We start from the raw sequence: 13,257 nt of genomic DNA on the forward strand, positions 1-13,257 counted from the left end.
CTTCATGGACAGCTTCATGATCTACACCGAGCCGTTCGTGCTGACGGGCGGCGGTCCGGGCAACGCCACGACCTTCCTCAGCCAGTTCCTGGCTCAGATCGCGGTCGGGCAGTTCGACTTGGGACCGGCGGCCGCCTTCTCGCTGATCTACTTCCTGGTGATCCTGCTGCTGTCCTGGATCTTCTACACCTACATCACCCATACCGACCGGGAGGACGCGCGATGAGCACGGCGAAGGGACCCGCGCTGAACCCGTCCACCGGCAGGTTCCGCAAACGCCATATCGGCCTGATCGTCTACTTCGTCTTTCTGCTGCTGCCCATATACTGGCTGATCGCGATGTCGGTGCGGCCCAACCAGGAGATCCTGAGCGGCTTCGACCTGTTCCCGCGCACGATCACCTTTGCCAACTACGTGACGATCTTCACCGATCCGTCCTGGTACACGGGCTATCTCAACTCGATCCAGTACGTGGCGCTGAACACCGTGATCTCGCTGTCGGTGGCGCTGCCTGCGGCTTACGCCTTCTCGCGCTATCGCTTCCTGGGCGACAAGCACATGTTCTTCTGGCTGCTGACCAACCGCATGGCCCCGCCGGCGGTGTTCCTGCTGCCGTTCTTCCAGCTCTATTCGACCTTCGGGCTGATCGACACCCACATCGCGGTGGCGCTGGCCCACTGCCTGTTCAACGTGCCGCTGGCGGTCTGGATTCTGGAAGGCTTCATGTCGGGCGTGCCGCGCGAGATCGATGAGACCGCGTATATCGACGGCTACAGCTTCCCGCGCTTCTTCCTGACGATCTTCCTGCCGCTGATCCGCGCCGGCATCGGCGTCACCGCGTTCTTCTGCTTCATGTTCAGCTGGGTGGAACTGCTGCTGGCCCGCACGCTGACCAGCGTCGACGCCAAGCCGATCGCCGCGACCATGACCCGTACCGTCAGCGCCGCCGGCATGGACTGGGGCCTGCTGGCGGCGGCCGGCGTGCTGACCATCGTGCCCGGTGCGCTGGTGATCTGGTTCGTCCGCAACTACATCGCCAAGGGCTTCGCCCTGGGCCGCGTCTGATAAGGGGACCGTCGCCATGGAAACGCTGGCCGCCGACCTGGAGTGGATGGCCTGGACGGGACCGACCGCCGCCTTCTTCGCCGGCATCGCCCTGATCCTGGCCGCCATGACGGCGTGGCAGACCGTGTCGCCGACGATCGAGCGGCGCGGCTTCCTGCCGATGCCGACGACGCGCGGCGACCGGCTTTTCATCGGCCTTCTCGGCAGCGCCTATATCCACCTCGCCGTCATCGGCTTCACCGACCTGAACCTGTGGATCGCGTTCGGGGTGTCGCTGGTGTGGATGGCGGTGGTCATGAAGTTCGGCTGAACTCCCCCGCTCTCTCTGGTGAATGTCGGAGAGTCCGGTCCGATCGCAACGACAACAACTAGAAACGGTTCGGAGGAAACAATGTCGAAGACGGTGAGACGAACCCTGCTGGCCGGCACGGTGCTGGCCTCGGCGCTGACGATGGCCGCTCTGCCGGCCCTGGCCCAGACCGCCGATCAGCTCAACGCGGCGCAGAAGTGGATCGATCAGGAGTTCCAGCCTTCCAGCCTGTCCAAGGCGGACCAGTTGAAGGAGATGGAATGGTTCATCAAGGCGGCCGAACCATTTCGGGGAATGGAAATCTCGGTGGTGTCGGAAACGATCACCACCCATGAATACGAGTCCAAGACGCTCGCCCGCGCGTTCAGCGAGATCACCGGGATCAAGCTGAAGCACGACCTGATCCAGGAAGGCGACGTCATCGAGAAGTTGCAGACCCAGATGCAGTCGGGCCGCAACGTCTACGACGCCTATATCAACGACAGCGACCTGATCGGCACCCATTTCCGTTATGGGCAGGTGGTGCCGCTGACGGACTGGATGGCGGGCGAGGGCAAGGACGTGACCCTGCCGACGCTGGACGTCAACGACTTCATCGGCAAGAGCTTCACGACGGCGCCCGACGGCAAGCTCTACCAGCTGCCCGACCAGCAGTTCGCCAACCTCTACTGGTTCCGCGCCGACTGGTTCGCGCGGCCGGACCTGAAGGAGAAGTTCAAGGCCAAGTACGGCTATGAACTGGGCGTGCCGGTCAACTGGTCGGCCTACGAGGACATCGCCGACTTCTTCACCAACGACGTCAAGAACATCGACGGCGTCCGCGTCTACGGCCACATGGACTACGGCAAGAAGGACCCATCGCTGGGCTGGCGCTTCACCGATGCTTGGCTGAGCATGGCGGGTGCGGGCGACAAGGGCATCCCCAACGGCCTGCCGGTCGACGAATGGGGCATCCGGGTCGAGGGCTGCAACCCGGCCGGCTCCAGCGTGACGCGCGGCGGCGACACCAACGGCCCGGCCTCCGTCTACGCGCTGACCAAGTATATCGACTGGCTGAAGAAGTACGCGCCGCCTGAAGCCGGCGGCATGACCTTCTCGGAAGCCGGTCCGGTGCCGGCGCAGGGCGCCATCGCCCAGCAGATCTTCTGGTACACCGCCTTCACGGCCGACATGACCAAGCCCGGACTGCCCGTGGTCAACGCCGACGGCACGCCCAAGTGGCGCATGGCGCCGTCGCCGCATGGCTCGTACTGGGAAGAGGGGATGAAGCTGGGATATCAGGACACGGGATCGTGGACGCTGATGAAGAGCACCCCGCTGGAGCGGCGCAAGGCGGCGTGGCTCTACGCGCAGTTCACGGTCGCCAAGTCGACCTCCCTGAAGAAGACGATGGTCGGGCTGACGCCGATCCGCGAGTCCGACCTTCAGACCCAGGCGATGACCGACATGGCGCCGAAGCTGGGCGGTCTGGTCGAGTTCTACCGCAGCCCGGCCCGCGTGTCGTGGACCCCGACCGGCACCAACGTCCCGGATTATCCCAAGCTGGCGCAACTGTGGTGGCAGAACGTCGCCGAGGCGGTGACGGGCGAGAAGACCCCGCAGCAGGCGATGGACAGCCTGGCGGAAGCCCAGGACGCCGTGATGGCCCGCCTGGAACGCGCCAACGTCCAGGGTGCCTGCGGTCCGAAGCTCAACAAGGTCCAGGATGCGCAGTACTGGTTCGACCAGCCCGGCGCTCCGAAGCCGAAGCTGAGCAACGAGAAGCCGATGGGCGAGACGGTCGCTTACGAGCAGCTTCTGTCGGCCTGGAAGCAGGGCAAGGTGCGGTAAGCACGGAGCATCTGAGTTGTTTGGGGGAGTTGTTGGGCCTTGGCCCGGCAACTCCCTTCATGAACCGGCGGAACGCCCCGCCCGCTGCAACATCACCAGCAAGCCGCCCGCCACCAGCCCCCAGAACGCCGAGCCGATGCCGAAGAAGCCGACGCCCGACGCCGTCGTGACGAAGGTGACGATGGCGGGCACGCGTTCATCCTCCTTCGACATCGCGGAGGTCACCGCTCCGGCAAGGCTGCTCAGCAGCGCCAATCCGGCGACCGCCTGGATCAGCAGGGGCGGGGAGGCGGCGATGAAGGCGGAGGCGAAACCGGCGAACAATCCCAGCAGGAGATAGGCGACGCCGCTCGCGACCGGGGCTATCCAGCGCCGCGCGGGGTCAGGGTGGGACTCGGGACCGGCGCACAGGGCGGCGGTGATCGCGGCAAGGTTGACGGCGTGCCCGCCGAACAGGGCGGTGATCCCGCTGAACAGACCGGTCGATATGAAGACCGGCCCGACATCGGGCTGGTAGCCGTTGCCGCGCATGACGGCCAGTCCCGGCACGTTCTGCGACGCCATGGTCACGATGAACAGCGGCAGCGCGATGCTGATCGCGGCTGACATGGTGAACTCCGGCATCACGAGCACCGGCTTCGGCCAGATATCCGCCAGCGCTCCCGCCGGTATCGGGGTCGCGAAGACGACGATGCCGACCGTTACCAGCACCGCCAGCGGCACGGCGTAGAGCCGGGCGAAGCGCCAGCCCAGCGCCCAGACGATGACGATGGGCAGCGCCAGTTCCGGGACCGCGCCGACCGCCTTGACGGGCGCCAGGCACAGGGTCAGCAGGACCCCGCCCAGCATGGCGCTGGCGAGGCTCATCGGGATGCCGACCACGGCCCGGCCGAAGGGCTTCCACAATCCGGCCAGCACGACCAGCAGCGCCGCGACCATGAAGGCGCCGGCGGCGGCGGCAAATCCGCCGTCGGGAACGCCGGTCGAGATCAGCAAGGCCGCACCCGGCGTAGACCACGCGATGCTGACCGGCTGCCGGGTCGCGATGCTGTGGGCAGCGCCCAGCAGTCCCGTCACGACGCAGAGCGCCAGCAGGCCGGAGGCGGCTTGCGCCGGGGAAGCGCCGACACCGGCCAGTCCCTGGAGCACGATCGGGAAGGCGCTGCCGAAGCCGACGATGGCGGCGAGGAAGCCGGCGGTGACGGGTTGCAGCAGGGAAGCCCGCGCGGGGGTGTGGAGAGCCGAATCGATGTTGGGATCTTTGGGCATTCCCTTTTCCCGTACTCAGGAGAATGGACTTGTTGCAGTTCGTTCTCCGCCAGACTACATCAAGATTGGATCCAATCAACAAATGGATATCGGATGAGTCGGGCTTCGGAAGCCGCCTCCCTGTCGCTGGCCGGCTTGATCGCGGCGTCGGGGCCGCGTTACCGGACTGCGACCGAGTTCGTCGAGGCGACGTTGCGCACGGCGATCCTGTCGGGCAGCCTGGGTGGCGGCACGCCGCTGCGGCAGGAGGATCTGGCGGAAGCCTTCGGCGTCAGCCGGATGCCGGTGCGGGAAGCCCTGCGCCAGCTGGAAGCGCAGGCGCTGATCGATTTCGTGCCGCACAAGGGCGCCGTGGTCACCGAGATTTCGGCCAGCGACGCGGCGGATACCTACGCGATCCGGCTGGCGCTGGAGCCTGCCGCCTTCGCATTGTCGATCCCGCACCTGAACGACGAGGATTTCAGCCGCGCCGCCGACCTGATCGCGGAGATGGACGCGGAGCCGGACCCGTCCCGGATGGGCGAGCTCAACCGGCGTTTTCACATGTCGCTCTACGCCAGGGCCGGGCGGCCCCGGCTGCTGGCCCTGGTCGAGGGCCAGCTTGCGGCTTTCGACCGCTATCTGCGCTTTCACCTTGCCGCGAAGGGCAGGGAGCACATGTCCCAGGACGACCACCGCGCCATGCTGGACGCGGCGCGGGCGGGCGATACCGATCGCGCCACCGCCGTTCTCAAGTCCCATATCGGAACGGCGGCGGCGACGATCGACCGGTTCTTCGCGGAGCGCTGAGCGACGAGTGTTTGGCGTTACGCGAAGAAGTAATCGATGCCTTCTTCCAGTCCGACCAGATCGACCGTGACATGGGTGCTGGCGCCCGCCTTCGTCGTCATGTCGAAGATCGTCTTGCCGCCGGCGGTGGAGACATCGAGGGTAGCCTCGTCGCCGGGACTCGCCGTGAAGATGAGCTGGTCGCCGTCTACGGTGCCGGCGCCGTTGAAGCCGGTTATGTCCACCGTCCCCGTAAGATAGAAGTAGTCCGGCGAAAAATAGAACCGGTCGGCGTCGCCCGAGCCGCTGACGATGGTGTCATGGCCGCCGATCGCGAAGAAGCGGTCATCGCCGGCGCCGCCGCGCATCGTGTCGTCGGCGCCGAAGCTGTAGAAGAGATCGTTTCCAGCCGTGCCGGTCACGTCGATGCCGGCGCCCGGCGAATCGTAGCCGCAGAATTGCAGGTTACCGGTTCCGCCGGCGACGACCTTCTCGATCTCCTGGAATTTGCCGGTTTCGATGTAAGAGCCGAACTTGTCTTCGAAGAAGAGCTGGCCGCTGGTCCGGCCGCTCATGAAGATATCCGTGCTGACCGGTTCGACCTTGCCCTCGAACGACAGGGATGTCGCGTGGTTGTTGATGGTGAGTGTATCGATGCCGGCATCGCCGTCCAGGATGCTGGGCGCCAGATAGTTGCCTACCGTCAGGATATCGGATGCCGTCGGGTCGTAGAAGAGCTGGTCGGACCCATCGCCGCCATAAAGATACGCGATCCCGCTTCCGCCGTTGAGCACGTCGTCGCCGGCTTCGCCTTTCAGCGTGTCGGTACCGCCCTCGCCATAGAGTTTATCGTCGCCGGCCCCGCCATAAAGGATGTCCCAGCCATTGCCGCCGAAAAGCCTATCCTGTCCGTCTTCGCCGCGCAGGATATCGTTGCCGTTCCCGCCCTCGATGGTCGCCATGTCAATCTCTCCCGGAAAACAATCACAGGGGATTTTCCCATGGACGGGTACCGTCAGGACCGGATGTTCGGTACAGGCGTTAATCTACGTAAGATAGTGTTCTTGTGGCGAGGATTACGGCCTTACCGGTTATCCTCGCCCCGGTCGTGAGACGGTGCCGGCAGCAGGGCCACATGGACGGTGGTTCCCTGTCCCTGAACGCTGTCGAGCGTCAGCGACCCGCCGTGAAGCTCGACGAACGAGCGGGCGAGCGGCAAACCGAGGCCGGTCCCTTCGAAACGGCGGTTCATCGCGCCGTCGCCGCGATGGAAGGGTTCAAAGACCTTCGACAGTTCGGACTTGGCGATACCCAGCCCGGTATCGGCGATCTCGATTTCCATTTTTCCGGTCAGGGGCTCGACCATCGCCGTCATGCGGATGCTGCCGCCCGACGGCGTGAACTTCACCGCGTTTGACAGGACGTTCAGCAGCGCCTGCTTGATCAGCCGCTCGTCCGCCCACAGCCGGGGCAGGGCCTGTTCGGGCAGGGCTATCTGGAAGCTGAGGCCGGCTGCCGCGGCACGTGGTTCGATCAGGCGGGCGACCGACGCCATCAGGTGGGTGGCGTCCACCCAGTCCGGCGTCAGGTTGATGCGGCCGGTCTCCACCTTCGCCACATCCATGATGTCCGAGATGATCTGGAGCAGCAATTGGCCGCTGTCGTGGATATCGGCGGCATAGCCGACGTAGCGGGCCGAACCCAGCGGTCCGAAGGACTGGTTCTTCAGCAGTTCGGCGAAGCCGAGGATGGCGTTCAGCGGAGTGCGAAGCTCGTGGCTCATGGTGGCCAGGAACTCCGTCTTGGCGAGGTCGGCGAACTCCGCCCTCTCGGCCCGGCGTTTCGCCTGACATAGTTCGGACCGCTCTTCCGCCGCGGACAGGATGTCCCTTACGGCCGCCTCGACGATGGCCATCGGGCCAGCCGGCAGGATCAGCGCAGGGTTGTCGAACTCGATCCGGCCGCAGGTGCCGGAGACTTCGACATGGCGGGCGCGGGTCAGGCCCTTCAGCGTGTCGAGCAGGGGGGAGAGCGACAGATCGGGGGCCATGCCACGCAAGGCGCGGCCTTGGGACTGGGCGACGGCAGCGAGGAGGGTGTTCTCCACCGTAAGGCAGTACAGGTCCTGCTCCAGCGTCAGGTGTGCTTCGGCCATGTCGTTGTTCGCGCGCTCCAGCAGAGCGATGGTTTGGCGCTTCTCCAGGTGCAGGGCTACAAGGCGCCCGATCGCTTCCAGTTCGGCGGTGACCCGGCGCGGCGGAGCGCCGCTGTCATGGCGCAGGCGAAGCCAGCCGTACAGCGTCCGTCCGGCGCGGAGCGGTATCGCCGAGTTCCGGTCGTCTCCGGCGGCGCTGCCGGGGACCAGACGCAGACCGCCGGATGTCCAATCGCCGGCGGGAGCCGTACCGGCGCCCGGATCGGCGGAGATTTCCGTAGGGGAAATCCGATCGTCTTCGTCTAAGTCTTCGCCATTGAAGTCGTCGCCGCTGAAGCCGGCGGCATGGTCGATCTCGAACTCGGCGCGTGAAATGCCGGGAATGTCGTTGAGCAATAACGAGATGTCGGACAGGCTCGTTTCTATGGACGGATACTCGTCCAATCTGCTGACGGCGGCAAGGATTCGGCCGAGCAGCCGGGAAGAAGCTGCGTCATGGGATACGGTCAGGGGAGCCATCAGGGCCGACGTGCCGCCTGAGCGGGCGAAGCGCACGACCGCGTCCTGGTTGAAGATCGATCCATGGTCCTGGCCATGATCCCGGACGTCAATGTCATTCGACAAGCTGCTCTCTCCTAAACGTCGCCCTGATCGAAGGACGATCGCCCCACGCTGGATAGATTATCAGCATTGGTCTATTACCGCAGTCTTAACTTTGCCCCATAGTTTTGGGGGAAATACTGAGCTGCGTGCAAGCGATATTATGGGTGACGCCAAAGACACTCAGGATGTATTTAAAAATCAGAAGATTATCGTTCGACTTTCGTACAAAGATCGATCGAAACATGGGCAGAAAGGTCTGTTTTGACAGTGCCGAACCCGATTGCAATCTGTTAAGTGCGTCGTTCGAAAGAAGAGATGAGGGTGAATCACCATGGATGTTCCTCTGGAGCTCGCATTCCATAACCTGGAAGCCTCCGAAGCCGTCGAAGCGCGGGTGCGTGAGCGCGTTGCCAAGCTGGAGAAAATGTTTCCAAGGCTGGTGGCGTGCCGGGTCGTGGTCGAGGCGCCGCATAAACAGCACCAGAAAGGCAATGTTTTCCGTGTCCGGATCGAGATGTCGGTGCCGGGGGACGATCTGGTGGTCAGCAAGGAACCCAACCGCGCGCATGAACGCTTTGCCGACCCCGACGTCTATACCGTCCTGAAGGACGCCTTCGAAACCGCCGAGCGGATGCTGAGGGACTACAAGGACAAGTAAGGTGGCGTGCCGCCGGCCGGGAACAGCTTGCAGCCGCATCCCGGCCGGTGCCTAAATCCGCAAGGCGGCGCAAGGTCCAGGGCCGATTCCCTTGGGGACGATCCGTGGAGGGTCAATCCGCTGAGGACTGGGCGCCGGAGCCGGGAAGTTCCGCGACTTCGATCCGGACGCGGGCTGTGCCGTCGTCGGTCATGTCGAGCTTGCGGGCGGCGGCTCGGGAAAGATCGATGACCCTTTTTCCCGAATAGGGGCCCCGGTCGTTGATCTCCACATTGACGGCCTTGCCGTTGTCGAGGTTGGTCACCTTGACAACCGTGTCGAGCGGGAGCGAGCGGTGAGCGGCGGTCAGCTTGTTCTGGTCGAACCGCTTGCCGCTGGCGGTCTTCTTGCCGTTGAAGCCTGGACCGTACCAGGAGGCGGTACCGACCTGCCGGAAATCGGGCTTCTTGCCGGGCTTCGCCTTGGCGGCGCCGGCTTTGGCAGTCCGAGCTTTAGCAGGCTTGGACTCGGCTGTTTTGGACTTGACGGCGGTATCGCCGGACTTGGTGGCGGAGGAGGCTGCGGAGGCGGGTACAGTATCGATAAAGGTAACGGGAAGTGAAAATGCTGCCGTGAGCAGTGCGGTCGCCAGAGCTTTTTTGAATGTCATCAGTCTTGCCGAACGTTGTTGACCCTGAACAACCAACACGTCAGCCGGTGATTTTGTTCCAGTTATGGAAATTAAGGAACATTGTCGCAATTTGGACGTTTTGTGTCGACTAAGTCCTGCTTATGGAGCCAATAATGCCTAACATCTTCGTCATCATCGGTGTCATCGTCGTCATCATCGCCATCCTGTCGTTCCTTGGACTGCGCTGAGACCGCTTGCCGCCGGTCGTTGACACTACCCCGTTTGGTCGATAGCGTCCGGCGAGCACTTTCCGGAACCTGATCGACCGAACGGGGGCTTGCCGCGTCATGAAAGTATTCTGGCTCGCCCTGGCGCTGCTTTCATGGACGGCTATCGAGGCGCGGTGCGAATCGATCCGCATCGGCACCGAAGGGAATTATCCGCCTTTCTCCTATCGTAATGCGGACGGCCGGCTGACCGGGTTCGAAGTGGACCTCGGCAACCGGCTTTGCGACATCGTCGACGTTTCCTGCGAATGGGAAACGATGAAGTTCGGAGATCTGGTTCCGGCGCTCCTGGCGGGGCGGATCGATGCGATCATGGGCAGCGTCGCGATCACGGCGGAGCGGCGAAAGTACTTGTCGTTTTCGGCGAAATACTATTCCACGCCGATCCGGTTCATCGCCGAACGGAACCTGACCCTGAAGATAAACCCGGCCGAACTCGCCGGGCGGCGCATCGGGGCCGGGAAGGGGACCGTCCATGCCGACTACATTGCCCGCAACCTGAGCGCCGCGGTCGAACCGACGCTCTATGCCGATCACGACGAAATGCTGTCGGCCCTGATCGAAGGCAGGCTGGATCTCGTACTCGGCGATGGGCTGGCGTTATGGAGTTTCCTCAACACACCGCAGGGCGCCGCCTTCAACTGGGTGGGCAGCCCGATCTACACGGATGAGGGTATCGGCGTGGTCCTGCGGCCGGATGACCAGGACCTGCGTTCGCGGTTCGACGGGGCGATCGACAAGGTCTTGAGGAACGGCACCTATCTCCGGGTCAATGCCCGGTACTTCCCGTTCAATATCTATTGAGCATCTGCATCTATCGAGCATCTACTGAGCGGACGTCCATCGAACGCACGGCCGCGCCGCTTCGCGGGACGGAGACGATCCGGGTCATGACTTCGCGGAGGTCGTCCGGCTCAAAGGGCTTTTCGACCACAGGAGCGCCGGTTTCCTCCAGGAAGTCCCGGACGCCGCTGCCGAGAGTGTCGCCGGTGACGAAGACGATCCGGTCGAGCATGTCCGGATAGCGTGCCGCCAGTTCCCGGTAGAGCCCGGGGCCGTCCAGCTCCGGCATCCGAAGGTCGCTGATGATCAGGTCGAACGACTGGCCGGCAAGCCTCTCCAGCGCCTCGGCACCGTTCTCGGCAATGTCGATGGCGTGCCCGTCCGGCTCCAGCATCTCCGCGAGGGTCAGCGCGATCTCGGGATCGTCGTCGACGATCAGGAGCCTCAGCGCCGCCGTCCGCCCCTGCACCTCTCGGGGGCCGGACCCGGCCGCCTGGGGCATGCCGGCCAATACGGGAAGTTCCGTTGCGAAGGTGGCGCCGCCGCCCGGCGTCTCGCCCAGCGTGATCGTGCCGCCGTGGCCGTAGACGATGTTGTGGACCAGCGACAACCCGACCCCGGTGCCGACGCCTGCCTGCTTGGTCGTGAAGAAGGGATCGAAGATGCGGTTCCGGATATCGGGCGGAACGCCCGGGCCGTTGTCCGAAACCGTCAGGCGGACCGCACCGGCATCGGGGTCGAAGCGGGTGGCGATCGCGATCCGGCGCGGGCGGGGCGATGACTGGAGCGCCTGCTGGGCATTGACCACGAGATTGGTCACGACCTGGTTCAACTGGTCCGGATCGGCCCACAGGTGCGGCGATCCGTCCGCCAGGTCCAGCACCAGGCCGATCTCGTCGGTGCGGAGTGCATAGGTCACCAGTTCGATCGCGGACACCACGGTTTCGTTCAAGTCCACCTCCCGCCGTTCGGGCGGGCGGCGCCGTGCCAGCGACAGGAAGGTCTTGACGATCCGGGCACAGCGGTCGGCGGCAAGCTGGATCTTGCGGGCACGCTGGGCGGTCTTCTCGTCCGGCGCCGTGTCCTGCATCAGCACGGATTGGCCGACCACGACGGAAAGGGGGTTGTTCAGCTCGTGCGCCACGCCGGCCAGCAGGGACCCCATGGCCGCCAGCTTCTCTGATTGGGCCAGGGCTTCCCGCTGGCGGGCGATCTCCGCCTCCGCCCGCTTCTTGTCGGTCAGGTCGTAGATGCCGGTGATCGCCGCCATTCGGCCATCCAGCTCGATCGCCTGCGCCGAGATCGCCGCCGGAAAGGTGCTGCCGTCCCGGCGGCGCAACGACACTTCCATCAGGTCTATGGAACCGTCTTCCATCAGCAGCCGGCGGGCCTGGGCATGCTTGTCCTCGTCGGCCCAGAAGTCGCGGCCCTTGATGCCGTCCACTCCCGCATCGCCAAAGGCGAAGATCTCGTAGCTGCGCGGGCTGGCGTAGATCAGGCTGCCGTCGTCCAGCCACGTGATGACGACCGGCACCGGATGCGCTTCCAGGATGCCGCGGAACCGGGCTTCGCTTGCCTTGGCCTCGCGCTCCGCCTGCTTCAGGCGGGTGATGTCGCTGTAGGTCGCAACCATGCCGCCATCCTCCATCGGGCGGCGGAACACCTCGATCACGCGGCCGTCCGGGCGGGTTTCCTCCAGGCGGGTATCGGGTGTCTCGCGGACGAGCGCCAAGGCTTCGTCGACCTCGCGCCCGTCCGGCTTTTCCGATCCGGTTCCGTCACGGATGAGGGAGGCGGGCGGCGTCCCGGGATTCCCAAGCTCCGCCGGATAGCCGTACATCGCGACGAAACGGTTGTTGACCAGCCGCATCCTGAGATCGGCGTCCATCACCGTCACTCCCTGGGCCACGGTATCCAGCACGGTTTCCAGGAAGCGGGTCTTTTCCGCAAGGTCGCTCCTGCTTGTCCGAAGCGCCGCTTCGGCCTGACGCCGTTCGGTGATGTCGCGGACGAAGGCCGTGAAAACGCTCTGGCCGCCTGCCTGGACCTCGTTGACCGCCAGTTCCACCGGAAAGACGCTGCCATCGGCACGCATCGCCTCCACCTCTACCCGGCGGCCGAGCAAGTGGTGCTCGCGGTTGCCGAAGACCTTGCGCAGCCCCTCCGCATGGCGGCCGCGCAAATGGCGCGGGACGATGAGATCGACCAGCACCTTGCCCATCACGGCATCGCGCGACTGTCCGAAGGTCTGCTCCGCCGCCGGGTTGAACTCGATGATGCGGCCTTCGGGATCGCTGGTGATGATGCAGTCGAGCGAGGAGGCGATGACGGCGGCCTTCAGCGACTCGGACGCGCGCAGGCCGTCTTCCGCGCGTTTCCGTTCCGTGATGTCGGCGGTCGATCCTGCGACCCGCATCACCCGGTTGGTCGCGGGATCGCGCACGGCGGCTCCGGTTGTGGAAACCCAGCGGAGCCTGCCGTCGGCGGCGAGGACGCGGTATTCCAGCGACACGGTGATCGACCGGCTCTTGAGGAAAGCGCGATAGGCGCGGCGCACCCGTTCGAGATCGGCGGGGTGGACCCGGAGCATCCAGTTTCCCGTGTCGGCCGACAGTTCGGCGGCGGTGCCGCCTACCAGTTCCGCCATGCGGCGGGAATAGTAGGCCGTGTCGTTGACCAGATCCCAGTCGTACAGCCCGGCGCTGGCGTCCTGTGCCGCAAGCGCGAAGCGCTCGTTGCTGAGCCGGAGCGCCCGTTCCTTTTCCTCCTGGCGGGTCTTGAACTGGCCCGCGATGCCGATGGCGAAGATGACCGAGGAGACGGCCGCTCCGGCATGGAACAGGTTGTGGGCCAGCGAAGTGCCCGGGATCACGTTGAGGGTCAGGAGGCTGAGTGCCAGACCGCCGGCCAGCAGCGAAC

12 protein-coding genes and 1 pseudogene are annotated in these 13,257 nt (G+C 64.8%); 8 read left to right on the forward strand and 5 right to left on the reverse strand.

Annotated elements, in window-relative coordinates:
* The 4 genes and pseudogenes from AC5JJ6_RS21055 to AC5JJ6_RS21070 form a co-directional block, all read left to right on the forward strand.
* Window positions 1-226 (forward strand): annotated as a pseudogene (locus AC5JJ6_RS21055) (sugar ABC transporter permease); the annotation flags it as partial.
* A complete protein-coding gene (locus AC5JJ6_RS21060; RefSeq protein WP_429647206.1) occupies window positions 223-1,065 on the forward strand; it encodes a carbohydrate ABC transporter permease in 843 nt (280 codons plus the stop codon). The pseudogene AC5JJ6_RS21055 and the gene AC5JJ6_RS21060, both read left to right, overlap by 4 nt.
* Before the next feature lie 16 nt (window positions 1,066-1,081).
* The gene (locus AC5JJ6_RS21065; protein ID WP_244619442.1) at window positions 1,082-1,375 is read left to right on the forward strand and encodes a DUF2160 domain-containing protein; all 294 of its coding nucleotides are present in this window, start codon (window positions 1,082-1,084) and stop codon (window positions 1,373-1,375) included.
* Between the two features lie 81 nt (window positions 1,376-1,456).
* A complete protein-coding gene (locus tag AC5JJ6_RS21070) occupies window positions 1,457-3,205 on the forward strand; it encodes an ABC transporter substrate-binding protein (RefSeq protein ID WP_496043938.1) in 1,749 nt (582 codons plus the stop codon).
* A 57-nt stretch (window positions 3,206-3,262) separates the two neighbouring features.
* Here the strand turns inward: AC5JJ6_RS21070 and AC5JJ6_RS21075 are convergent, their stop codons facing one another.
* On the reverse strand, window positions 3,263-4,474 hold the full coding sequence (locus AC5JJ6_RS21075) for a benzoate/H(+) symporter BenE family transporter (protein WP_496043939.1): 1,212 nt from the start codon (window positions 4,472-4,474) through the stop codon (window positions 3,263-3,265).
* A gap of 93 nt (window positions 4,475-4,567) precedes the next feature.
* Between AC5JJ6_RS21075 and AC5JJ6_RS21080 the strand changes: the two genes are divergently transcribed.
* Complete coding sequence (locus tag AC5JJ6_RS21080) at window positions 4,568-5,263, forward strand: GntR family transcriptional regulator (protein ID WP_496043940.1); 696 nt, start codon at window positions 4,568-4,570, stop codon at window positions 5,261-5,263.
* 17 nt (window positions 5,264-5,280) lie between these two features.
* On the opposite strand, the gene AC5JJ6_RS21085 is transcribed toward AC5JJ6_RS21080, so the two are convergent.
* Window positions 5,281-6,204 (reverse strand): calcium-binding protein, encoded by a 924-nt coding sequence (locus AC5JJ6_RS21085; protein WP_496043941.1) that lies wholly within the window; start codon window positions 6,202-6,204, stop codon window positions 5,281-5,283.
* Between the two features lie 122 nt (window positions 6,205-6,326).
* Window positions 6,327-8,021, reverse strand: coding sequence for a sensor histidine kinase (locus AC5JJ6_RS21090; protein ID WP_496043942.1), 1,695 nt, complete (start codon window positions 8,019-8,021; stop codon window positions 6,327-6,329).
* Between AC5JJ6_RS21090 and AC5JJ6_RS21095 the strand changes: the two genes are divergently transcribed.
* Entirely contained in the window at window positions 8,008-8,265 is a 258-nt protein-coding gene (locus AC5JJ6_RS21095) for a hypothetical protein (protein ID WP_496043943.1), read from the forward strand. The two genes, AC5JJ6_RS21090 and AC5JJ6_RS21095, sit on opposite strands and share 14 nt — an antisense overlap.
* Window positions 8,266-8,331: 66 nt before the next feature.
* Window positions 8,332-8,658, forward strand: coding sequence for an HPF/RaiA family ribosome-associated protein (locus AC5JJ6_RS21100; RefSeq protein WP_496043944.1), 327 nt, complete (start codon window positions 8,332-8,334; stop codon window positions 8,656-8,658).
* A 112-nt stretch (window positions 8,659-8,770) separates the two neighbouring features.
* On the opposite strand, the gene AC5JJ6_RS21105 is transcribed toward AC5JJ6_RS21100, so the two are convergent.
* Window positions 8,771-9,307: a septal ring lytic transglycosylase RlpA family protein gene (locus tag AC5JJ6_RS21105; RefSeq protein ID WP_496043945.1), complete on the reverse strand. Its 537-nt coding sequence runs from the start codon at window positions 9,305-9,307 to the stop codon at window positions 8,771-8,773.
* A gap of 308 nt (window positions 9,308-9,615) precedes the next feature.
* On the opposite strand from AC5JJ6_RS21105, the gene AC5JJ6_RS21110 reads away from it, so the two are divergent.
* Window positions 9,616-10,359 carry a transporter substrate-binding domain-containing protein gene (locus tag AC5JJ6_RS21110; RefSeq protein WP_496043946.1) on the forward strand — a complete coding sequence of 248 codons (744 nt, stop codon included), beginning with the start codon at window positions 9,616-9,618 and terminating at the stop codon, window positions 10,357-10,359.
* A gap of 10 nt (window positions 10,360-10,369) precedes the next feature.
* Here the strand turns inward: AC5JJ6_RS21110 and AC5JJ6_RS21115 are convergent.
* Window positions 10,370-13,257: PAS domain S-box protein (locus AC5JJ6_RS21115; protein WP_496043947.1), on the reverse strand; the 2,888-nt coding region annotated here is incomplete at its 5' end.

The organism is Skermanella sp. (assembly GCF_059503625.1).